The following is a 21,813-nucleotide window of genomic DNA, read 5'->3' as shown; positions in this document are numbered from 1 at the left end:
TGACCACGGGCCGATGGGCGGGGGCGGAGGGGTGGCCCTGCCGGTGGCTTCGCCTCGGGGCGGGGAGCTCGGGGGGAGTGGGCCGCTGGCGCTCGGGGCGGTGCCGGGGGACACGGCGCCGGTGGTGGCGCGGACCGGGCCGCGCAGCGTGGACGTGCATGTGACGGAGCGGCAAGGGGCGGTCAATCGGGCGGAGAGCGTCGTGCTTGACCCGTGGCCGGGAGTGCCGGGGACTCCGAGCGCGAGCCCGACTGCGGACCCGAGCCCGAGCGAGAGCCCGAGCGAGAGCCCGAGCGAGAGCCCGAGCGAGAGCCCGAGCCCGAGCGAGAGCCCGAGCCAGGAGCCGAGCGACGAGCCCGCCGGCAACCCCACGGCGCGGTGGCACGGGCACCACCACGAGTGGCGGTCGTGGTGGGGCGGGCGATGATGGAGGCGTGTATGCGATCACGATCGAGCGGCCCGGCGGGCCCGAGGTGTTGCGCTGGACCGAGGTGGCGGATCCCGAACCGGGGGCCGGCGAGGTACTGATCGAGGTGGCCGCGGCCGGCGTCAACCGCGCCGATGCGTTGCAGCGGCAGGGGAACTATCCGCCGCCGAAGGATGCGCCGCCGTACCCGGGGATGGAGGTCTCCGGGCGCATCCGGGCGGTTGGCGACGGGGTGCACGGCTGGCGGGCCGGGCAGGAGGTCTGCGCGCTGATCGGTGGGGGCGGGTACGCCGAACTCGTGACGGCCCCCGCCGGGCAGGTGCTGCCGGTGCCCAAGGGTGTCGACCTCCGGGACGCGGCGGGGCTGCCCGAGGTGGCGGCGACCGTGTTCTCCAACGTGGTGGGCCTCGCGCGGCTCAAGCCCGGGGAGACGCTGCTCGTGCACGGGGGAGGGAGCGGGATCGGTACGTTCGCCGTACAACTCGGGAAGGCACTCGGCGCGAACGTCGTGGCGACCGCCCGGCCGGCCAAGCACGCGAAGCTCCTGGAGCTCGGGGCCGATCGGGTCGTGGACTACACCAGCGAGGACTTCAGCGACGGGCTACGGGCCGACGTGGTCCTCGACATCATGGGCGGCAGTTACCTCAAGCAGAACGTCGACGCCCTGAATGTGGGCGGGCGGCTGGTGGTCATCGGCATGCAGGGCGGGCGGCGCGGGGAGCTCGATCTCGGGCAGCTGCTGGCCAAGCGGGCGCTGGTGGCGGGCACGACGCTGCGGGCGCGGCCGGCGGCGGAGAAGGCGGCGATCATGCGCGGGGTGCACGAGGAGGTCTGGCCGCTGGTCGAGGAGGGGCGGATCCGGCCGGTGATCGACTCGACCTTCCCGATGGTGGACGCCGGGAGGGCGCACGAGCTGCTCGAGTCCAACGAGCACTTCGGGAAGATCCTGCTCACTGCCGGGTGAGGATGACCGGGCCGGGGCCCTTCGCGGCCAGGCCGTCGTCGGTGTTGACGAGGTTGCAGCTGCGCAGCGACAGGCAGCCGCAGCCGATGCAGCCGGTCAGGGTGTCGCGGAGGCGTTCGAGCAGTTCGATCTGCTCGTCGAGGTGGGTGCGCCAGCCGGCCGAGAGGCGGGCCCAGTCGGCCTTGGTCGGCGTGCGGTTGGACGGCAGGGAGGCGAGGGCCTCCTTGATGGTCTCCAGCGGCACGCCGACCTGGGCGGAGATGCGGATGAAGGCCACCCGTCGCAGCTCGGTGCGGTCGTAGCGGCGCTGGTTGCCGGACGTCCGCGTGGAGCGGATGAGACCGAGCTTCTCGTAGAAGCGCAGCGCGGAGGGCGCCACCCCGCTGCGGGCCGAGAGTTCGCCGATGGTCAGGCGGGACGGCTCGGCTTGCGAACGCGTTCGCGGGACAGAATCCACAGCGCCTCGACGCCGTCCTTCCAGGTGATCTTCTTGCCCTCTTCCCGGGTGCGGGCCCGGTAGGAGATGGGGACCTCGAACGGCCGGTGGCGGTTGCGCAGGAGCTTGCCGGTGACCTCGGCCTCCATGCCGAAGCCGGCCGAGCGGACCTGCAGCGAGCGGTACAGCGCGATCGGCATCAGCTTGAAGCAGGTCTCGAGGTCGCCGAGGTAGCAGTTGTACAGCATGTTGGCGGCGGTCGTGACCGCCCGGTTGCCCATGACGTACCAGAACGAGAAGGAGCTGTGGCTGCCGAAGGTCCGGTTGCCGTAGACCACCGTGGCGCGCCCGTCGAGCACCGGCTCGAGCAGGCGCGGGATGTCCTGCGGGTCGTACTCCAGGTCGGCGTCCAGGATGACCATGTAGTCGCCGGTCGCGTTCTGCACCGCGGTGCGGATGGCCGCGCCCTTGCCCTTGTTGCGCGGGTGGACGACCACGTTGAGTCGCTCGTCGGTGAGCCCGCGGAGGATCTCGGCCGTGCGGTCGCGACTGCCGTCGTCGACGACGACGAGCTCGATCTCGGTCGGGTAGTCCACGTCGAGGGCCTGCTTGACGGCCTCGGCGACGCGCTTTTCCTCGTTGTAGACCGGCATCAGGATCGACAGCTTCATCGCGAGCTCCGGGATTTCGGGTTGAGCCATCAGCCTAACGCCCGGTCACTCCGCCGTGGGGTGCCGTTCAGCTGCGGCTGGGGGCGTTCGAGGGGGCACACAAAGCAACGCGCTCGGATCACCGGGGGGTGACGATCCGAGCGCGTCGCGGAAAGAAGCGTGTTGGTTGGCGCTGGGGGGAGACGCGATGTACTGTCTGCGTCAGTCGCCTTGCCGTTGGGTGGGAATCTGGCCCTGGAGCAGGGCCCGCACCTCAGACTCGCGGTAGCGGCGGTGCCCGCCGAGCGTGCGAATGGCGCTGAGCTTGCCCGCCTTCGCCCAACGGGTGACGGTCTTCGGGTCGACGCGGAACATCGACGCGACCTCAGCCGGCGTTAGCAACGGCTCAGGCTCATGCGTGCGAGATGGCATCGGTCACTCCTCCACAGGTACCCAGGAACGTCGGACGGGGTCCCGCCGGCCGACGCGTTTCCTATGGTCCGGCTAGTCCCCGATGTCCGACATGGGCCGAACGGCTGAAGGTCCCTGTATGGACGGATGATGAATAAGTGAATTTTCCCATTTTGACGGCGCAAAATGGGATAAAAGGTGACCCGCGGCGACGGAGTGTGAGCGACTAACCACGAATCTAGCTCACTCTACGGGGTGATGGGTACCCCACAAATCTCTTCCTTCTAGGCATAACGGACACACTTCGGGTGCGATTCGGTTGCTAAGGGTGACACCCGTTCGGGTGGGTGACGAACCGGACATTTACCTTCATCAAAATCGATGCTCCGGTCCGTGCAACAAGGGGCCGTCGCTCCCGTCAGACACCGGTCGGCCCCGGGGGGCCTCCCTGCCATCTCCGCGGTGCCAAGGGCCGCGGCCTGCGGCCGCGAAAGACCCGAACGTCGCCCACGTCCACCCGCAGGGCGCGCCGGTTCCGGCTCGGCACCCCCGAACTCGGCGAGGTGGCCGCGAAGGACCCAACGTCGCGCACGTCCACCCGCAAGGCGCGCCGGTTCCGGCTCGGCACCCCCGAACTCGGCGAACGGGGTGTAAGCGCCGGAAAACGAAATGTCGGGCGCTCCGCGCCACGACTTTTCGGACTTATGCCCCGTCAGGAGAAAAGTCCGAAATGTCGTGGCGCGCCAGCGCCCGACATTTCGTGCAAACCGGAAGTTAGTTGCAGCGCTCCAGCAGCTGCACGTCCCGCCAGCGGTCGACCAGGCGCTCGTACACCTCGGTGGCCGCGTCCGCATCCCCCCGGGCCACGTTCGACAACCCGGCCGAGACCAGCCCCGGCGAGTCGTCGGTGGCCAGCGCGTCGTCGGACATGAGGTTGACCAGGCCGCCGTAGTCCAGCTCCACGATCGAACGCGAGTGGAACTCCTCCAGCCACCGCGCCGTCTCCTCCACGGCCACCGTGATCGGCGCGTCCCCTATGGCCCGCCGCAGCACCGCGTACGCCCGATGGGCCCGCCGGCGGGCCTTCGAGATCTCGGTCCGGTAGCGAAGGACCCGCCGCCCGGGGCGCAGGGACAGCTCGCGCTCCTCCAGGTCGACGAAGACGAACCAGCGCAGCGGCACACCCCAGGTGGCCACCTGCTCGTGGACCCGGGGAAGGCCCCGCTCCAGCACGTGGTCCCCGCTGCGCCAGTCGTCGACGATGGTCTGGGCGAGGCCGGCGAGCACGGGAGGTACGAACGCGTCGGCGATGACGCTGGGAACCCCGTCGCGGGCGGTCAGCGCGGCCTCGGCGACCCGGATGCGCAGGTTCCACGGGCAGACGAGCAGGGTGTCGTCGGCCTCGAGGACGTAGGCCTCGTCCGGCAGGGCGGGCAGCCGGGTCCAGCCGGCGCCGAGGGCCTCCAGCACGGCGGTGCGCTGGCGGCCGGGGCCGTCGGAGAGCGCCACCGCGCGGCCCTCCTTGACGTAGCGGCGCCAGTACAACTGGTCGTCGCGGTCGAAGGCGGCCAGCGGTTCGTACACCCGCAGGTATGACGCGAAGAGCGACGGCACGGCCCGATCGTCCCACGAAATGGCGCCCAGATGCGAAGGCGCCCTCGATGAACGGACGTGTCTGGGCGTTAGGGTCGGTTTACCGCAGTCCGCGCACGGGCCGGCTCACAAGGCCGGGCCGTCAAGTCGCTTCCAGGAGCAGCCATGGGCGTCTTCTCCAGCCAGCACGAGCAGGTCGTGTTCTGCCACGACCCGCATTCCGGCCTACGGGCCATCATCGCCGTGTACTCGACGGCACTCGGGCCCGCGCTCGGCGGCACCCGGTTCTACCCGTACGCCTCCGAGGAGGAGGCGCTGCACGACGTCCTCGAGCTATCGCGCGGCATGGCGTACAAGAACGCCCTCGCCGGCCTCGACCTCGGCGGCGGCAAGGCGGTCATCTGGGGCGACCCGGAGAAGGACAAGAGCGAGGCCCTTCTGCGCGCCTACGGGCGGTTCGTGCAGTCGCTGGGCGGGCGTTACTACACCGCGTGCGACGTCGGGACGTACGTCCAGGACATGGACGTCGTGGCGAAGGAGACCCGCTTCGTCACCGGCCGCTCCGAGTCGCACGGCGGCGCCGGGGACTCCTCGGTGCTGACCGCCTACGGCGTCTTCCAGGGCATGCGGGCCGCGGCCGAGCACCGCTGGGGCACGCCGTCGCTGGCCGGTCGCCGGATCGGCATCGCGGGCCTGGGCAAGGTCGGCAAGCACCTGACCCGGCACCTGCTCGAGGACGGGGCGGCCGTGGTCGCCACCGACGTCTCCGAGCGGGCCCTGGACTGGGCGCGCGCCACTTACCCCCAGGTCGACCTGGTGGGCAGCAACGACGAGCTGGTCGCCTCGGCGATCGACGTCTACGCGCCGTGCGCGCTGGGCGGTGCGCTGAACGACGACACGGTCGCGGTGCTGCGGGCCAAGATCGTGGCGGGCGCGGCCAACAACCAGCTGGCCCACCCGGGGGTGGAAAAGCTGCTGGCCGAGCGGGACGTCCTCTATGCCCCCGACTACGTCGTGAACTCGGGCGGGGTCATCCAGGTGGCCGACGAGATCGAGGGCTTCAACTTCGCCCGCGCGAAGGAGCGGGCCGGGCGAATCTACGACACCACGAAGCAGATCCTGCAGGTCGCGGACGCCGAGGGAGTACCTCCTGCACTCGCCGCGGATCGGCTCGCCGAACGGCGGATGGCCGACGTGGGTCGGCTCCGTACCATCTTGGTGTAGACATGCCAGGGGGCCCCTCGCGGGCGTGACGACCCTACGACCACACGGTGCTTACCCGACCAGACCGGTCGGGTAAGCAACGCCACCGAAATGGTCGGCAGGGGCGAGATGCCGAAAGGTGCCCGCGACATGTACCGTAAGAGCCACGAGAGATGCCTGACGTTGTCGGGGCCTGCCGGTAATGGCTGCCCCGTAATTCTGTGCGAGGGGGTCGAGCCATGGGGCGCGGCCGTGCGAAGGCCAAGCAGACTAGGGTGGCCAGGGAGTTGAAATATCACTCGCCCAACACCGACCTCGAAGCGTTGCAACGAGAGCTCGCGACGGGCAGCCCTAAGTCACGCGACGACTACGCCGAGTACGACGGAGTCGACGAAGAGGCTGACGACGAGGACGACGATAACGACGACCCCTCCAGCGACAGTGATTGGCGCTCACAGGGTCGTTGACCATCGGTCAACCCGGCTCACGGGCACGTGGACAACCACGTGCCCGAGTCGTGTCCAAAGCACCCGCACGGTGGCCGTTCTCTCGACGGCTCGCCATGCGGGTGTCCTGACGTAGCCACCGCCGACCAATGGGACGGCGGTGGCTGACTTCTGCGGTGCGGGACAACCCTCAACGGGGACGGTTGTTCCAGTTGTAGAACGTCGGGATGTTCTCGAAGTGGTTCCAGGCGCAGACGGCGCTCGTGCCGTCCTGTCCGCTCGCCTCCGCGCGGGCGTCCCGTGCCGCGGCAGCCTCCTCGAGCAAGACACGAAGGCCGTCAGCGGCTCCGTAGACGCGCTCGGTGACCGGGTCAGCGTGCTCCGGCATGGTCCAGCACTCCCTCCAGAAGGCGAATCTTGCTGTTCCGGCAGTGGTTCGTCTCTGTGCCGTCGAACCTGCCGTGCTCGAAGTAGCGGTTGGCCGCGTGCGCGCCGCCGCAGAACCCGAAGTACGGGCAGCTCATCCGGCACGCCTCGACCCCCCGCAGGTACTCCGGCACCCACCCCGCCGAGGTGGCCGCGCCGGACAGGATGGCCGACAGCGGGGTGTGCAGGACGTTGCCGGAGGAGAAGTCGCCGTAGCGCGGGTCGGTGAAGCCGGCGAGCTCGGGAGAGAGCAGGAAGACCCGGCCGTCCGCGGCGATGGTGGGGATGGGGTCGAGCGCGCCCGGCAGGATGTCGTCGGCGGTGCCGGAGAGGACCGCACCGGCGTACCTGAGCGTCCACTCGATCTCGCGGACGTGAATGCGCGGGTCGAGCCGCCACGCCGCCACCAGCTCCGCCCAGAACGTGCGCACGGCGTCGTCGGCGAAGGCGTTGACCCGCGCGTTGACGCCCTCCTGCTCCTCGATGTTGATGCCGAGGACGTCGCAGCCGAGGCCGAGGAAGTACTCGTACAGCCGGGCCGCCAGCCCAGGGCGAGGGCGCGCGACGACGCAGAGCGCCGAGAAGGGCACACCGTGCCGCTGGAGCGCTTCGACGCCGAGCATGATGTGGCGGTACGCCGGGGAGCCACCCCGGTTCACCCGCTCGTTGTTGAGCTCCTCGGGCCCGTCGACGCTCACGCTGACGCGGACCTGGTGCTCGGCGAAGAACTCGCACCACGCGTCGTCGATCAGCGTGGCGTTGGTCTGCACGTGGTGCTCGACGCCCTCGAACGGGGCCATGAGCTCGGCGAGCGCGGCCCGGCCGGCCGCCAGGGGCTCCCCGCCGTGCCAGACGACCGAGAAGCGCTCATCGGCCGCCGCCCAGGGGTTCACCGACTCGGCGACGGCGGCGGCCACGGCGGGGCTCATGCGGTCGTTGCGCGAGCGGAAGGGCAGGTAGCAGTACGTGCAATCGAGATTGCACAGCGTCGTGGGCTGCAGGACGACATAGCCCGGGATCTGCGAGATGCCCCGCATGCCGCTCCACGACACCGCCCCGTCCTCCTTTTGGGTGTAGGGACGTGTCGTTTCAGCCTAGGTCTATCCCTGCGTCGCAGTAAGTCCCGGTTGATCAAATACGCGAGAGTTTCGCCGGATCGCGTATTCCGACACCTGTAAGGAACGCGCGGGGGAGGCCGCGCCGCTTGTTATCGGCGCGGCCACCCGATCAGCCGCGCGTGTGGGAACCGACCATCTGCACCGTGCCGGTGCCCTCGATGACCTCGCCCACCTGCCAGGCGTCCAGGCCGCGGCCGGCCAGGAAGGCCAGCGTCCGGTCGGCGTCCTCGGCCGAGACCACGGTGAGCATGCCGATGCCCATGTTGAAGGTGCTCTCCATCTCCGAGTCCTCGATGCGCCCCTTGGTGCGCACCAGCTCGAAGATGGGCTGCGGCCGCCAGGTCGCGCGGTCCACGACGGCGTCGAGGTGCTCGGGCAGCACCCGGACCAGGTTGCCCGGGATGCCGCCGCCGGTCACGTGCGCGTACGCGTGGATGTCGGCCTCCTTGAGCAGGTCGAGGCAGTCCTTCGCGTAGATCCGGGTCGGGGTGAGCAGTTCCTCGCCGAGGGTCCGCTGCTTGCCGAACTCGTCGATGACGCTGTCCAGCCGCATCCGGCCGGCGCCCAGCAGGACGTGGCGCACCAGGGAGTAGCCGTTGGAGTGCAGGCCGGTGGAGCGCAGCGCGATGACCACGTCGCCGACCTCGACCCGGTCGCGGCCGAGGATCGCGTCCTCCTCGACCACGCCGACGCCGGTGCCGGAGATGTCGTACTCGTCCGGGCGCATCACGCCGGGGTGCTCGGCGGTCTCGCCGCCCAGCAGCGCGCAGCCGGCGTAGCGGCAGCCGTCGGCGATGCCGGCGCCGATCTCGGCCACCCGGTCCGGCACGACCTCGCCGCAGGCGATGTAGTCGAGCAGGAACAGCGGCTCGGCCCCGCACGCCACCAGGTCGTCCACGACCATGGCGACGAGGTCGATGCCGACCGTGTCGTGGATGCCCATGGCCTGGGCGATCGCGAGCTTGGTGCCAACGCCGTCGGTCGAGGAGGCGAGGATCGGGCTCTTGTACTTCTTGAGGTCGAGCCGGAAGAGCCCGGCGAACCCGCCGATGTCGCCCATCACCTCGGGCCGGTGGGTCCGGTGCACCTTGGTACGCAGCAGCTCGACGGCCTGCTCGCCGGCGTGGATCGACACACCCGCGTCCGCGTAGGTCACGGTCTTGCGGCGGCCCCGCCCGTTGCCGGCGGTCCACAGCTGCCGCTCGGGGGTGCTGCCCTGGCCGGTCTCCCCGGCCCTCTCGGCGCGCTCATCCACGTGCGTCACTTTCTCCCCTTTGATGTGCCTTGCGGCGGCGGGCACCGCTTCATGTCTCGGGTAGGCGGTCACGGGCGCAGCAGCGCGCCCGAGCCGCCAACACTGGCGGCCACGTTGGGCTGGCCGCCATCCGTCGTGGTCGGCGCGGCCCCCGCAGCGCGCGCGACGCCTTCCAGGACGTGCTTGCCGATCACGTTGTCGGCCGGAAGCTCGATCGGGTACTGCCCGTCGAAGCACGCGCTACACAGCCGGGTTGCCGGCTGCTCCGTCGCGGCGATCAGCCCGGGCAGCGACACGTAGCCGAGCGAGTCCGCGCCGATCGAGCGCCGGATGCCCTCGAGGTCGAGGCCGTTGGCCAGCAGCTCGGCGCGGGTGGCGAAGTCGATGCCGTAGAAGCACGGCCACTTGACCGGCGGCGAGGAGATCCGCACGTGCACCTCGATCGCCCCGGCCTCGCGCAGCATGCGCACGATCGCGCGCTGGGTGTTGCCGCGCACGATCGAGTCGTCCACGACCACGAGGCGCTTGCCGCGGACGTTCTCGCGCAGCGGGTTGAGCTTCAGGCGGATGCCGAGCTGGCGGATCGTCTGGGACGGCTGGATGAAGGTGCGCCCCACGTAGGCGTTCTTGATGAGGCCGTGCCCGAACGGGATGCCCGACTCGGTGGCGTAGCCGATCGCCGCCGGCGTGCCGGACTCCGGCACCGGGATCACCATGTCGGCGTCGACCGGGTGCTCCTTGGCCAGCGTGCGCCCGATGGCGACGCGGGCGGCGTGGACGTTGCGGCCCGAGATGGTGGTGTCGGGGCGGGCCAGGTAGACGTACTCGAACAGGCAGCCCTTCGGGTCGGGCGTGCCGAAGCGGCTGGAGCGCAGCCCGTGCTCGTCGATCGCGATGAGCTCGCCCGGCTCGATCTCGCGCACGACGCTGGCGCCGACGATGTCCAGCGCCGCCGTCTCGCTCGCCACGACCCAGCCGCGCTCGAGGCGTCCGAGCACCAGGGGGCGCACGCCGTTGACGTCGCGCGCCGCGTAGAGGGTGTCCTCGTCCATGAAGACGAAGCTGAACGCGCCGCGCAGGGTCGGCAGCACCTCCAGCGCGGCGGCCTCGACCGACAGGTCGGGGCGCGCGGCGAGCAGGGCCGTCACCAGCGCGGTGTCGTTGGTGGAGTTGATCGCGTCGGGCTCCACGTCGGGCAGCTCGGCCACCCGGCGGGCCAGCTCGGCGGTGTTGACCAGGTTGCCGTTGTGCGCGAGCGCGATCGTGGTGCCGGCCCGGTCGTCGCGGCCCCGCGTCGAGCGCAGCGTGGGCTGCGCGTTCTCCCACGTCGAGCCGCCGGTGGTGGAGTAGCGGGCGTGGCCGATCGCGATGTGGCCGCGCAGGCTCGCCAGGGTCGGCTCGTCGAAGACCTGGGACACCAGGCCGAGATCCTTGTAGACCACCACACCGGATCCGTCGGACACCGCGATGCCGGCCGCCTCCTGACCACGGTGCTGCAGCGCATACAGCCCGTAGTAGGTCATCTTCGCGACCTCTTCGCCCGGCGCCCAGACGCCGAACACTCCGCACTTGTCCTGGGGACCTGGACGCTGGGGGTCGAGCTCGTGGCTCAACCGGCCATCGCCTCGGGGCACGTGCCGCTCCTGTCGTCGCAGTTGCCGGGGTGGCTGAGTGTCGGGTGGCGGGGTGGGGTGTGTCTGGGAGATGTACGCGGCCTGAGGGAATGGTTTCGGCCGGCTTGCTGGTCGACGCCACTGGCTTGGGTCGCCGTCGCGGGAAACAGTGTACGCGAGGTTTCGGGCATGACGCAGAGCCACAATTCGCGTGCGGTTTGTAGGCAGTCTGCCCGACGATTTGGCCAGTTACAAGGGTAGATAGGGCGATAAATCCGCCCGAACCCCGCTCGCGCGGATCTTCCCGGCCGTGACGGCTTCGTGCCACGATTTCCGACCCGTGGCGATCTCGATCCACGTGGTCGGGTCGGTCTCCACGACGTTGGGTGGCGTACCTCTCGTATGCCTCGGCCCCTCGATGCACTGAATCGCGCCGTACGGAGGAATGCGCACCTCCACCGAACGGCCAGGTACGCGTGTCCGCAGGTCAGCGAGGAGCTCGCGGACGGCGTCACGAAGGGCGGAACGGTCGGGATCTGCTCCGCCGTTCAGGGCATCAAGGACGCTTTGCACCGTGTCGGAATATCGGTGCGGACTGGACATACGCGGACGATACGACCAGGTTGAGTCGACCCGCAACACATCGCGGGTTTCGCCGACCCCTCCGGACAGGGCATAGTTTGCTGCGGCGCACCATGCAAGGCGAGTCTCGCTCGCATGTTGGACCATAGACAGACATGCTCGGCAGCGACGCTCGGGTGAACGTCAAGATCCGGAGGGGTGTGGACGTGACTGCGCACCGACGAGCCCTGCTGTTCAGAGCGGGGACCGTGGCCGTACTGGCGGGGAGCGCCCTGGTCGGCATCGCAACACCGGCCTTGGCCGCTCCCGGCAATGCCAACGTCGTGGTGGTCAACTCGCCCAATGCTCAACTGACGGTAGGCGGTGGCTCGCAGACCGTCAATGTGCAGATCAAGAACAACGGGGACGACGTCGCCAAGGACACCCAGCTGACGATCGACCTCCCCGGCGATCTGGGTCTCTCGATCTCCAGCAAGCCCAGCGGCTGCAACGGCGGCGGCACGCACCTCGACTGCACGATCAGCGGCGACATCGGGCCCGGGGAGACGAAGAACCTGCCGGTCGGCGTGCAGCCTCCCGCGCAGAGCTCGATCCCGGCCGGCCAGCAGCAGAACGGCACCGGCGGCCAGGTGATCATCACCAGCCAGGGCAGCGACACGAAGTCGTTCAACGTCACGCTGAAGGCCCCGGCGGCCGCCCCGACGACGGCCGCGGCCACGACGGTGACCGAGGTCTCCGGCCAGATCACCGACTCCTCGACGGGCAAGGGCATCAAGGGCGCCACCGTCGTGCTCGAGGACGGCAACGGCAAGAGCCGCCAGATGACGACGTCCGACAGCGGGACGTTCAAGTTCACCGGCACCGAGACCAACCCGATCGCGCCCGGCACGCTGACGATCACCGCCGGCGCGACCGGCTACGACAACTTCAACAAGCAGGTGACCGGCACCGCCGGCAAGGCCACCACCAAGGTGAACCTGGGCCTGCCGCTGCTGGCCGAGTCGCAGTCGGCGCCGCCGCCGCCCAGCGCGGGCGACCTGACCCAGAACGAGTCGCAGGGCGGCGTGGTGCCGCCGAACACCCAGACCAACAACGCCTCGGACAGCGGCGGGGCCGGCGTCTCCTGGATCCTGATCGCGCTCGGCGTGCTGCTGGTCGGCTTCGGCATCGTGGCGATCGTCCTGCTGCTGCGCCGCCGGGGCGACGACGATGACGAGGGCGACGACGACGAGGGCCCGCGCCGCGGCGGCCCGCCCGGCGCCCGGCCCGGCTACCGCCCGCAGGCCGACCCGACGATGGTCGCCGCGATGGGCCCGGCCGCGACGATGGTCAACCGCGGCGGCAACAACGACGCCACCGCGATCGTCCGCCCGGGCCGCGCCTTCGACGACGTGCCCCCGGACCCGTACGGCGCGCCCCCGCCCCCGGCGGGCGGCTACCCGTCGGCCGGCGGCTACAACGACCGCGCGGGCTTCGCCAGCGGCGGCTACGGCCCGTCCTCGCGGCCCCCGGTCGACCCGTACGCTCCCGACTACAACAACGGCTCCGGCGGCGGCGCCTACGGCGAGGCCACCCAGCGCTACGAGCCGGGCACCGGCGCCGCCAACCCCGGCGGCGGTGGCTACGGCGCCAACGGCTACGACGGCCCGTCGGCCGGCGGCGGCTACAACTCCGGCGGCCCCGGCGCGGGCGGCCAGCGCGGCGGCTACGACGGTCCCCCGTCGACGGTGGGCGGCTACAACGGCGGCGGTGGCGGCCAAGGCGGCCAGGGCGGCTACGGCCCGTCCTCCGGCGGCCCCAGCGGCGCGGGCGGCTACGGCGCCAACGGCTACGACGGCCCCTCGGCCGGCGGCGGCTACGACCAGCGCGGCGGCTACGACGGCCCCTCGGCGGGCGGCGGCTACGACCAGCGGGGCGGCTACGACGGCCCGTCCGCGGGCGGCGGCTACGGCGCCGGCGGCCAGGGCGGCTACGAGGACCGCGGCGGCCAGGGCGGCGGCTACGAGGACCGCGGCGGCTACGGCCCGGCCGGGCAGTCCGGCGGCCAGGGCGGCTACGGCGGCCAGGGCGCGGGCGGCCAGCAGGGCAGCTACAACGACGGCGACTACGGCCCGGGCCCCAGCGCCGGCAACGGCTACGGCCCGTCGGCGGGCGGCGGCTACGGCGGCGGCCAGGGCGGCGCCCAGGGCGGCGGCGACTTCGACGGCCCGTACGCGGGCCGCGGCGGTTACGAGCCCCGGGGCGGCTACGAGCCGGCCGCCGGTTACGAGCGCGACGGCTACGAGCGCGTCCCGGAGCCCCCGCGGGCCGGCAACGGCTACAGCGCGGGCGGCGGGGGCGAGTACGAGCAGCGCGGCGGCTACGGCCCGAGCGCGGGCGGCGGCGGAGGCGACTACGACGACGCCCGGCAGCGCGGTGGCAACCGGCGGTCGCTCGACTGGCTGGACGACTGACCCTCACCGAACCAAGCCTGAAGCGGGAGAGCCACGCGGCTCTCCCGCTTTTCGTTTGCGGCGACCCGTCGGCTCAGTCGTCCTCGGACCGCTCGCCCGCCTCGGGCGGGACGGCGGCCTCCGGAGGATCGCGGACGTCCCGGTCGTTCAGTGTGTTTCGGAGGTCCCGGAGGTGGCGAGGGCGGTAGCCGTCGTCGGCGGCGTCCTCGTCCGGGCGGCGCAGTACCTTCGCGTGGCGTCGCATCATCGTCAGCCGTCCCCCGGACTATCTCGTGGTGGGCGTGGTGGCGCGGTCGGCGGCCTCGAGCAGCAGGTCCGCCGGGGCCGACGGGCGCGGGCGGGTCGCCCGCAGCCAGCGGACCTTGCGCAGCATCCGCGTCGCCGGGCCGGCGGCCCGATGCCTGGCGACGTGGCCGGCTCGTTGATTCATCACGCAACAGAGTGTGCGCGGACGGCGACGCATTCGTTAGACCACGAACAGCCGGGGTCCTGGGACCGTCCGGTTTCCCCCGTTCGAAGGTGAGTACCAGGCCTTCAGGTGCTGAGTAAGTGGCCGAACTCGGCGTGCAGGGTTTGGCCGGTTTCGGCGGCGGTCGATGCCAGGGAGAGCCTCCGGAAGACCGACGGCCGCAGGTCCGGGCGGGCCTCCTCCAGCGTCGCCCAGCGCGTGCCGGTGAGCTCGTCGGCGGCGGGGGTGAGCGTGAGGCCGGCCGGGTCGAGCACGCCGCCGTCGAAGACGAACTGCACCTGGTCGCTCCACGGGCCGCGGCCCGGGGTCCAGTCCACGAGCAGGAGGCGGCCGGCCGGGCGGTCCAGGCCGATCTCCTCGCGGACCTCGCGGGCGCAGGCGGCGGACGGGGGTTCGCCGGACTCCACGATGCCGCCGGGGATGTCCAGGTACGGCTTGTAGTTGGGCACCACGAACAGCACCCGGCCGGCCGGGTCGCGGATCAGCGCTCCGGCGGCGACGGTCTTGTGGGCCATCCGGCGGGCGATGCCGGGGTTGAACTCGCGTTCCGGCTCGCCGTCGAGGGCGAAGTCCGCACTGAAATCGCTCATCGCCGAGGATTCAACTCCGCATCTTGCGCGATGCAAAGGGGCGGCAAAGAACCGGGGAAACTAATGCCCACGAATGCAACAGGTCGTGCAGACCTTGGGGGTGGGCAGCGTGAAGGCGAGGCAACAGGTCCGCCGCTGGATATCGAGCCCACCGCCGGCCCGTTCGGTCAGATCGACCAGATCGTCGGCGTCCAGCGCGGTCAGGACGCGGTGCGCGATGTCCATCGTCGGGCCGGGCAGCGAGTCGGCCGCGCGGGACAGGCCGTAGGCGACCCCGGAGGCGACCGAGCCCCACAGCGTGCGCCGGCCGAGGCGGGCCCGGTGGCGCACCTCCTCGAGCAGCGGCTCGAGGTGCGCGTCGGCCAGCGATCGGCGCAGCACGCCCAGGAGCTCGGCCTCGTCCTCGACGATGAGCAGGCCGGGGGCGTCGGTGGCGACGATCGGGTCGGTGGCCACCACCGCGGTCACCGGGGCGCGCAGGCCGAGGGTCAGGAACGGCTGGCGGTCGGTGTAGCGGACCAGCACGTGGTCCGGGGTCATCAGCGGCACGCGGCGGGACGCGGCGAAGCCCAGCACGGCCGGCAGGGCCAGCCAGTAGGAGTAGCACTTCCAGGCCAGCGCGGCGGCGGCGTGCGGCTGGGCGCTCCACCGGCGGGCCGCGGTGGCGAGCAGGTCGTCGACGTCGAGCTCGGCCGCCGGGCACCAGTCCGGGCCGCCGGCCCCGACGAGTCCGGGCACCAACCCCTGGAGTGAATCTTTGCCGTGGCGGTGCTGCAGCGCGCCGAGGGTCGCGACCACCGGCGCCAAGGGCTCGACGCCCTCGCGGCTGATGAGCGCGGTCACGTTGGGTCGCCGACCCGGGCGGCGGGCACGCCGCGCCGACCAAGAGGCTCGTGCCTGCGACTGGTGCTCACCACCGTTGCGTACCCCCAGATGTGCTCGCCAAGCGCCCACGATACAGCGATTAGGTAAGGCTAACCAGGTTAACCCCGTCATGCTCCGGCACCCCGGTGTCGTAACCCAGTGTCACGACCTTGACGGCGGGGGGTGACCAAAAGGGTTTGATCAATACCGATCAAGCGGTGGTGTCAACCATTTTGTCAGGAATCTGTCCGGCCAGCATGGTCAAGAGCCGGACTCGGGGACACTAACCGGACAGGGGCCGTCTCCCTGTAGGGCTGGGCCGGATATGACCACGAGCGACCCCTCTCCCGTGCAGCGGGCGTCGGAGACGTTCGTCGCCGAGTTCGCTCGGTGGCGCGTCGAGCGTGGCATGTCGAAGAAGCAGTTGGCCGCCGCCATGGGCTTCGACGCTTCCTACGTGAGCCACGTCGAGGCCGGCCGCCACCGCCCGACCGAGGACTTCGCCCGCCGGGCCGAGGCCATCCTGCAGAGCGGGGGCCAGGTCTGGCAGCGGTACAAGGAGTACGACGAGCTGCGGGCCACCGCGCGCAGCCGGGTCGGGGTGCCCGGCCGGGACCCGCCGGTGCCCGACCAGTGGCTGCCGCCCGGCACCGGGCTCGTGGTGGAGAAGGAGACCGCCCGGCTCTCGTACGTCGACGGAAAGTACCGCTGCACGGTTCGCCGCGCGCTGTACAACGCCGGCACGGAGCCGATCACGCGGTACCTCGTGCGCATCTCCGTCGACCGCTACCCGGACGATCCCGCGCGCTCCAACCGCCACCACCACGACCACCCGCTGTCGCTCGAGGAGCTCTCGCTGGTCGCCTCGTGCGCCGGCGAGCCCATGGAGTGGCGGGCCAAGACCGACCGCGACACGCTCAAGGAGCTCTGGCTGCTCTTCGAGAACGCGCAGGGCCGCTTCCCGCTGTACCCGGGGCAGCGGACCACCATCGCGTACTCGTGGCACATCGGCATCGACAAGTGGGGCAACTGGTTCGAGCGGGCCATCCGCCTGCCCACCCGCGCCCTCACCGTCGAGGTCGAGTTCCCGGCGCGGATGCGGCCGGTGGTCTGGGGCGTGCAGACGTCGCTGTCGGCCGAGGAGGTGCCGCTGCGCACCCCGATCACCCAGGAGCTGTCCGAGGACGGCCGCGCGGTGTTCTCCTGGCACACCGAGGCGGCTACCCTGCACGACTACTACCGGCTCGAGTGGCGCTTCCGGGGCAACCGCCCCGAGGGGGCCGTCGAGGAGTCGGACGACGACTGGACCCAGTTGTCGGCGTGAAAGCGGGCCGTCAGCGGGCGGCCCGCCTCTCGCCGCCCGCTAAGCCGTCGCCAGTTTCAAAGCGCCCGGCTCGACGTGGTCGACGCACAGCACGCCGCTGAGGTGGTCCACCTCGTGCAGCACGTCGCGGGCCAGCCGCCCGCGGTCGAACGTGGCGACCGCCTCGTCGCCGGCCAGCGTCAGGTAGCTGATCACGGCGGTGCGCGGCCGGCGCAGCGTGCAGCGGAAGTCGAAGAAGCTCAGGCAGCCCTCGGTGGTCTCCTCCCAGTCCTGCCGGTGGGCCGGCCCGACCTCGATCACCTGCGGGTTGATGAGGACCAGCTGGGGCGCGCCGGCGGCCCGGAAGACGGCCATCGAGCGCGGCTCGCCGATCTGGGGCGCGGCCAGGCCCATCGCGCCGGTGGTGAAGTCGTGCACCCGCTGCACCGCGTCGGCGACGGCGGTGAGCCGCTGCAGGATGCGCAGTGCCTCGTCGCGTTCATCGGGTAGCCGGAACGGGCGGGTGGCGGAGGTGAGGACCGGGTCACCCAGCTGCACGATCCCGAGCGCGGCCATCACCTCGCTGGCACGGCGAGTGCGAAGCCCCTGCGGGCGAGGGGCCTGGTCGGGGATGGTCTTGCGGCCGTTGGCCACGTCACTGGTCATCGCTGCTCCTCAGGGGCGGGTTGCCGAATCGCCACGGGAAGTGCCGCGAGCCGGGCGTGCAAAAAAACCGCGGTCTGGCGGGACCGCGGCGCGAAGAATCGTACGGTTCGAGGGTTGGAAATGCGTCGGCCCGGCTCGGCGCCATCCACCCAGTGTGATTGGCGCCGAGCCGGGTGTGAACCCCTTTAGGCCTCGTTGAACATGAATGAATGAGTGCGATTCTTTTACGCGTTTACTCCAGTTCCCCGCCGGCGGAAAGGTACGCCTCCTCGACGTATACGGTCACCCACCGGGCCGGTCGGCGATCGGCCACCAGCTCCAGCGAGGGGTCGAGGTTGAGGGAGCGGTAGGCGCGGCGCATGGCGTCGTCGTCGAGCACCTTGGCCCGCCCGCTGACGTGCAGGCCGATCGCGCCCCGGGCGAAGTCGACGAAGAGCAGGCTGATCCGCGGGTCCCGGGCGATGTCGGCGATGGCCTGCGACGGTTGCCCCTCGTCGAACTCGGGCCAGGCCAGCCGGTTGACGTCGAGCACGCGGACGAAGCCGGGGCCGCCGGTGACGAAGGTGCAGTCGTTGCCGTCGTCCGGATCCCCGGTGGCGACGAACATCATCTCCTGGCGGCGGACGAAGCTCTGCATGCGCTCGTCCAGCCCGGTGAGGACCTCATGATCGGACAGGGTTGCCACGGGGCACCTCCGGATTGCTGCCAACGCCGTGTGCTCACGGTGGCATCGCGACGGCGGGGGGTAGCCGGACAGCCGGTGCGACGGCGCCGTTCGGGGGAGGCGGTCCAGGATGTGGCAAGCCCCCGGGACCGGCGCGTCATGGGGAAAATCGGCCCCGCGCACGCCGGGTCGCACATCCAGTGCGATGCGTGGTCATCGCAGGTGGCGACGCTGATTCGCAGACGGAACCCACGTTGACCGCGAAGGGCACCGATGAGCAATCTGTCGCGATTACTGAAGGAGAGTTGGACACTCGTCGAGGAACAGCAGGACAAGCTCGCCAGCCACTTCTACGCGCGCATGTTCCTCAACAACCCCCAACTGCGTGACCTGTTTCCGGTGCAGATGGACGTACAGCGCTCCCGCCTGCTGGGCGCGATCGTCACGGCCGTGCAGACGGTCGACGACCCGGACCGGCTCGACGAATACCTCCGGGCGCTCGGCCGGGACCACCGCAAGTTCCACGTGCAACCGGAGCACTACGACGTCGTCGGCGACGCGCTCATGGAGGCGCTGCGCACATTCGGCGGTGACCAGTGGACCCTCGAGTTCGACCAGGCCTGGCGCGACGCCTACGCGCTGATCGCGGCCAAGATGATGGAGGGTGCCGATGCTGACGCCGACAATCCGCCCTACTGGCATGCCGAGGTGCTCTACCACGAGCGTCGCAGCCGCGACATCGCCGTGCTGACCTGCCGGCCGATGCAGCCGCTGGAGTACCGCGCCGGCCAGTACATCAGCGTCGAGACCAGGTACCAGCCGCGGCTGTGGCGCGCCTACTCCGTCGCCAATGCGCCCCGCAAGGACGGCTCCCTCGACTTCCACGTCCGCGCGGTCGGCGCCGGCTGGGTCTCCTCCGCCCTGGTCCGCCGGGTGCAGCCGGGCGACATGATCCGGCTCGGTTCGCCAATGGGCCGGATGACCCTCGACCGCCGCTCGACCCGCGACATCGTCTGCGTCGCCGGGGGTACTGGCCTGGCCCCGATCAAGGCGCTCATCGAGGAGATGACCCGGGCCAACCGCACCCGCTGGGTGCACGTCTTCTTCGGCGCGCGGGACCGCGACGACCTCTACGACCTGGCCTGCCTCAACCGCCTGGCGGCCCGCTACCCCTGGCTGTCGGTGGTGGCCGCCACCAGCGCCGACCCCGACTTCCCCGGCGAGCACGGCAACATCTCCGACGTGGTCAGCCGCTACGGCCCCTGGCGCGACCACGACTTCTTCGTCTCGGGCTCGGCGCAGATGGTCCGCGCGACCATGCGCACGCTCGCCGAGATGCAGGTCCCGGCCATCCGGATCAAGTACGACTCCTTCGGTGACAGCTGAGCGCGGGCGGGCCGTCGTGGTGCGGTGACGGCCCGCCCGCGCTCCCAGCTCGGGCAAGTACGCTTTCGCCGTGATCGACCGACGGGCCCTGCGCGCCGAGATCCTGCTCGTGCTGGGCGTGTCGCTGGGCGCCTCGGCGGTCTACTCGATCATCAGGATCGTCGACCGGCTCACGTACGTCGCGCCGCTGTCCCAGCAGACCGCGACGCTCAACCCGACCGTGGTGGCCGACCGGCCCTGGCTCGACCTGATCTACCAGCTCTACTACATCGCGAGCCCGCTCATTCCGGCGCTGCTCGCCGTACACCTGCTGCGCCGCGACCACGTCCCGCTCGACATCGGCCTGGACCGCGCCCGCCCGCTCGGCGACCTCTGGCGCGGCGCCGCCCTGGCCGCGCTCATCGGCCTGCCCGGCCTCGGGCTGGTGTGGGCGGCCCAGCAGCTCGGCATCAGCGCCAGGATCGTGCCCGAGGCGCTGGGCACCCACTGGTGGTCCGTGCCGGTACTGATCCTCTCGGCCGTCGAGAACGGCGTGCTCGAAGAGGTCGTCATGATCGGCTACCTGCTGACCCGGCTGCGCGAGCTGGGCTGGGCCACCTGGCCGGCCATCGCCACCAGTGCCGTCATCCGCGGCTCGTACCACCTCTACCAGGGCTTCGGCGGCTTCATCGGCAACTTCGTGATGGGCCTGGTGTTCGGGTACTTCTTCCGCCGCACCGGCCGGGTCATGCCGCTCATCGTCGCCCACTCGATCCTCGACATCGTCTCCTTCGTCGGTTACGCGCTGCTCAAGGATCATCTCGGTTTCCTAAGTTAGGGCAAATTCGGACAATTACCCTGACCGTGTGGGTCGCATCCTTCTCGCCATCACCCTTGTCCTGAGCGGCGCCTTCGCGGTGTCGTCCCCGGCGCACGCCAAGGCCGAAGCGGCGCTCTACATCGTGCAGCTGCAGGGGCGCCCCGCACTGCGCACGGAGAGTGCTCGCGCCGCCGTCCGGGAGAACCGGGGCACGGTACTGCGGGCAGCCGGCGTTTCCACCACCGTCCGCGACTACGAGACGGCCTTCAACGGATTCGCCGCCGCGCTGACCCCCGCCCAGCGGGACAAGGTCGCCCGCACGCCCGGCGTGCTGCGGCTGTGGAAGAACGAGCGGCGCACCGTCGACACCATCTCCACGCCGTCGTTCCTCGGCCTGGCCGGTCCCGGCGGCGCCTGGGCCCAGCAGTTCGGCGACCCCGCGCACGCCGGCGAGGGCATGATCATCGCCGACATCGACACCGGCTTCTGGCCGGAGAGCCCGAGTCTGGCCCCGCTGCCCGAGCCCCGCCCCGACCAGGCGATCATCGACCGCAAGTGGAAGGCCGGCGGCGCCGACAAGTGCGACGAGGGCACCGGCCCCCCGGCCCAGCAGATCACCTGCAACAACAAGGTGATCGGCGCCCGGTACTACAACAGCAGCGGCTTCGGCGACTGGACCGGCGAGTTCCAGTCCCCGCGCGACTACGACGGCCACGGCACCCACACGGCGACCACCGCGGCCGGCGACAACGACGTGCCGGCCGCGATCAACGGCGCCCCGGTCGGCAAGGTCTCCGGCATGGCCCCGGCCGCCCGCATTGCGGTCTACAAGGCGCTGTGGCGCCAGGCCGACGGCGAGGGCTCGGGCGGCACCGTCGACCTGCTCGCCGCCATCGACGACGCGGTGGCCGACGGCGCCGACATCATCAACTACTCCGTCTCCGGCTCCAGCGCCCTGGTCGTCGACCCGATCGGGCTGGCCTTCTACAACGCCGCCGCGGCCGGCGTCTTCGTGGCCGCCTCGGCCGGCAACTCCGGCCCGGACGCCGGCACGGTCGTGCACAACGCGCCGTGGGAGATGACCGTCGCCGCTAGCTCGCACGACCGCGGCGCGATCAAGAGCGTGACCCTCGGCAACGGCAAGACCTACACCGGCGTGGGCCAGGGACCGGCCGTGCCCGACGCCCCGCTGGTCGACTCGGTCCAGGCCGGCCTCGCCGGTCAGGCCGCCGACCGGGTCGAGCTGTGCTACCCCGGCGCCCTGGACTCGGCCAAGGTCAAGGGCAAGATCGTGCTGTGCAGGCGGGGCGAGAACCCGCGGGTCGACAAGAGCATCGCGGTGCGCGACGCCGGCGGCGTCGGCATGGTGCTCTACAACCCGACCGAGAACTCCCTCAACGCCGACTACCACGTCGTCCCGACGGTGCACGTGGACGAGGCCGCCGGCGCGGCGATCAAGGCGTACGCGGCCGGCACCGCCCCGCGCGCCGCCCTG

General features: G+C 71.1%; 21 protein-coding genes and 3 pseudogenes. 9 read left to right on the top strand and 15 right to left on the bottom strand.

Translation table 11 applies throughout. The features are described from left to right. Both ABD352_RS03200 and ABD352_RS03195 read left to right on the top strand, forming a co-directional pair. A pseudogene (locus ABD352_RS03200) lies at positions 1–427 on the top strand (hypothetical protein); the annotation flags it as partial. A 7-nt stretch (positions 428–434) separates the two neighbouring features. Then, a complete protein-coding gene (locus ABD352_RS03195) occupies positions 435–1,391 on the top strand; it encodes an NAD(P)H-quinone oxidoreductase (RefSeq protein ID WP_344610659.1) in 957 nt (318 codons plus the stop codon). Here ABD352_RS03195 and soxR read toward each other — a convergent pair. The 4 genes from soxR to ABD352_RS03175 form a co-directional block, all read right to left on the bottom strand. Continuing rightward, a complete protein-coding gene (gene soxR, locus ABD352_RS03190) occupies positions 1,378–1,848 on the bottom strand; it encodes a redox-sensitive transcriptional activator SoxR (protein ID WP_344610658.1) in 471 nt (156 codons plus the stop codon). The genes ABD352_RS03195 and soxR overlap by 14 nt on opposite strands. Beyond that, entirely contained in the window at positions 1,800–2,498 is a 699-nt protein-coding gene (locus ABD352_RS03185) for a glycosyltransferase family 2 protein (RefSeq protein WP_344610959.1), read from the bottom strand. Before ABD352_RS03185 ends, soxR begins: the two co-directional genes overlap by 49 nt. Before the next feature lie 201 nt (positions 2,499–2,699). Then, positions 2,700–2,909, bottom strand: a complete 210-nt coding sequence (locus ABD352_RS03180; protein WP_344610657.1) for a BldC family transcriptional regulator — start codon at positions 2,907–2,909, stop codon at positions 2,700–2,702. Between the two features lie 753 nt (positions 2,910–3,662). Continuing rightward, on the bottom strand, positions 3,663–4,502 hold the full coding sequence (locus ABD352_RS03175) for a DUF8083 family protein (RefSeq protein WP_344610656.1): 840 nt from the start codon (positions 4,500–4,502) through the stop codon (positions 3,663–3,665). A 144-nt stretch (positions 4,503–4,646) separates the two neighbouring features. Here ABD352_RS03175 and ABD352_RS03170 point away from each other — a divergent pair, with 144 nt between their 5' ends. Both ABD352_RS03170 and ABD352_RS03165 read left to right on the top strand, forming a co-directional pair. Continuing rightward, on the top strand, positions 4,647–5,705 hold the full coding sequence (locus ABD352_RS03170) for a Glu/Leu/Phe/Val dehydrogenase dimerization domain-containing protein (protein ID WP_344610655.1): 1,059 nt from the start codon (positions 4,647–4,649) through the stop codon (positions 5,703–5,705). 218 nt (positions 5,706–5,923) lie between these two features. Continuing rightward, on the top strand, positions 5,924–6,151 hold the full coding sequence (locus ABD352_RS03165; RefSeq protein ID WP_344610654.1) for a DUF3073 domain-containing protein: 228 nt from the start codon (positions 5,924–5,926) through the stop codon (positions 6,149–6,151). A 169-nt stretch (positions 6,152–6,320) separates the two neighbouring features. Here the strand turns inward: ABD352_RS03165 and amcA are convergent, their stop codons facing one another. The 5 genes and pseudogenes from amcA to ABD352_RS03140 form a co-directional block, all read right to left on the bottom strand. Further along, positions 6,321–6,455, bottom strand: a complete 135-nt coding sequence (amcA, locus tag ABD352_RS03160; protein ID WP_425553462.1) for a multiple cyclophane-containing RiPP AmcA — start codon at positions 6,453–6,455, stop codon at positions 6,321–6,323. A gap of 36 nt (positions 6,456–6,491) precedes the next feature. Next, positions 6,492–7,593: pseudogene (amcB, locus tag ABD352_RS03155) on the bottom strand (cyclophane-forming radical SAM peptide maturase AmcB); the annotation flags it as partial. Positions 7,594–7,783: 190 nt separating this feature from the next. Continuing rightward, positions 7,784–8,938 (bottom strand): phosphoribosylformylglycinamidine cyclo-ligase, encoded by a 1,155-nt coding sequence (gene purM, locus ABD352_RS03150; RefSeq protein ID WP_344610652.1) that lies wholly within the window; start codon positions 8,936–8,938, stop codon positions 7,784–7,786. A gap of 59 nt (positions 8,939–8,997) precedes the next feature. Further along, entirely contained in the window at positions 8,998–10,563 is a 1,566-nt protein-coding gene (gene purF, locus ABD352_RS03145; RefSeq protein WP_344610651.1) for an amidophosphoribosyltransferase, read from the bottom strand. A 228-nt stretch (positions 10,564–10,791) separates the two neighbouring features. After that, the gene (locus ABD352_RS03140) at positions 10,792–11,145 is read right to left on the bottom strand and encodes a sterol carrier family protein (protein WP_344610650.1); all 354 of its coding nucleotides are present in this window, start codon (positions 11,143–11,145) and stop codon (positions 10,792–10,794) included. A gap of 185 nt (positions 11,146–11,330) precedes the next feature. Here ABD352_RS03140 and ABD352_RS03135 point away from each other — a divergent pair, with 185 nt between their 5' ends. Further along, positions 11,331–13,577, top strand: a complete 2,247-nt coding sequence (locus tag ABD352_RS03135; RefSeq protein WP_344610649.1) for a carboxypeptidase regulatory-like domain-containing protein — start codon at positions 11,331–11,333, stop codon at positions 13,575–13,577. A gap of 73 nt (positions 13,578–13,650) precedes the next feature. Here the strand turns inward: ABD352_RS03135 and ABD352_RS03130 are convergent, their stop codons facing one another. The 4 genes from ABD352_RS03130 to ABD352_RS03115 form a co-directional block, all read right to left on the bottom strand. Continuing rightward, positions 13,651–13,824: a hypothetical protein gene (locus tag ABD352_RS03130; protein WP_344610648.1), complete on the bottom strand. Its 174-nt coding sequence runs from the start codon at positions 13,822–13,824 to the stop codon at positions 13,651–13,653. Between the two features lie 18 nt (positions 13,825–13,842). Next, positions 13,843–14,010 carry a hypothetical protein gene (locus tag ABD352_RS03125; RefSeq protein ID WP_344610647.1) on the bottom strand — a complete coding sequence of 56 codons (168 nt, stop codon included), beginning with the start codon at positions 14,008–14,010 and terminating at the stop codon, positions 13,843–13,845. 101 nt (positions 14,011–14,111) lie between these two features. Beyond that, entirely contained in the window at positions 14,112–14,636 is a 525-nt protein-coding gene (locus ABD352_RS03120) for an NUDIX domain-containing protein (protein ID WP_344610646.1), read from the bottom strand. A gap of 60 nt (positions 14,637–14,696) precedes the next feature. Then, complete coding sequence (locus ABD352_RS03115) at positions 14,697–15,479, bottom strand: hypothetical protein (RefSeq protein WP_344610645.1); 783 nt, start codon at positions 15,477–15,479, stop codon at positions 14,697–14,699. Positions 15,480–15,825: 346 nt separating this feature from the next. Between ABD352_RS03115 and ABD352_RS03110 the strand changes: the two are divergent. Continuing rightward, positions 15,826–16,818, top strand: a pseudogene (locus ABD352_RS03110) (helix-turn-helix domain-containing protein); the annotation flags it as partial. Between the two features lie 45 nt (positions 16,819–16,863). Here the strand turns inward: ABD352_RS03110 and ABD352_RS03105 are convergent. Together ABD352_RS03105 and ABD352_RS03100 are read right to left on the bottom strand one after the other, a co-directional pair. Next, positions 16,864–17,469: a peptide deformylase gene (locus ABD352_RS03105; RefSeq protein ID WP_344610644.1), complete on the bottom strand. Its 606-nt coding sequence runs from the start codon at positions 17,467–17,469 to the stop codon at positions 16,864–16,866. A 232-nt stretch (positions 17,470–17,701) separates the two neighbouring features. Beyond that, positions 17,702–18,154: a pyridoxamine 5'-phosphate oxidase family protein gene (locus ABD352_RS03100; RefSeq protein WP_344610643.1), complete on the bottom strand. Its 453-nt coding sequence runs from the start codon at positions 18,152–18,154 to the stop codon at positions 17,702–17,704. A gap of 252 nt (positions 18,155–18,406) precedes the next feature. Between ABD352_RS03100 and ABD352_RS03095 the strand changes: the two genes are divergently transcribed. From ABD352_RS03095 to ABD352_RS03085, 3 genes are all read left to right on the top strand, one after another. Next, complete coding sequence (locus ABD352_RS03095; RefSeq protein WP_344610642.1) at positions 18,407–19,519, top strand: globin domain-containing protein; 1,113 nt, start codon at positions 18,407–18,409, stop codon at positions 19,517–19,519. A 70-nt stretch (positions 19,520–19,589) separates the two neighbouring features. Continuing rightward, positions 19,590–20,336 (top strand): CPBP family intramembrane glutamic endopeptidase, encoded by a 747-nt coding sequence (locus ABD352_RS03090; protein WP_344610641.1) that lies wholly within the window; start codon positions 19,590–19,592, stop codon positions 20,334–20,336. Positions 20,337–20,364: 28 nt separating this feature from the next. Continuing rightward, a partial coding sequence (locus ABD352_RS03085; protein WP_344610640.1) for a S8 family serine peptidase occupies positions 20,365–21,813 on the top strand: 1,449 nt, incomplete at its 3' end.

It is taken from the genome of Dactylosporangium salmoneum (assembly GCF_039532525.1).
Taxonomy (GTDB): Bacteria; Actinomycetota; Actinomycetes; order Mycobacteriales; family Micromonosporaceae; genus Dactylosporangium; species Dactylosporangium salmoneum.
Note: the sequence above shows the minus strand (reverse complement) of the source record. Positions and strands in the feature narration are given on the sequence as shown.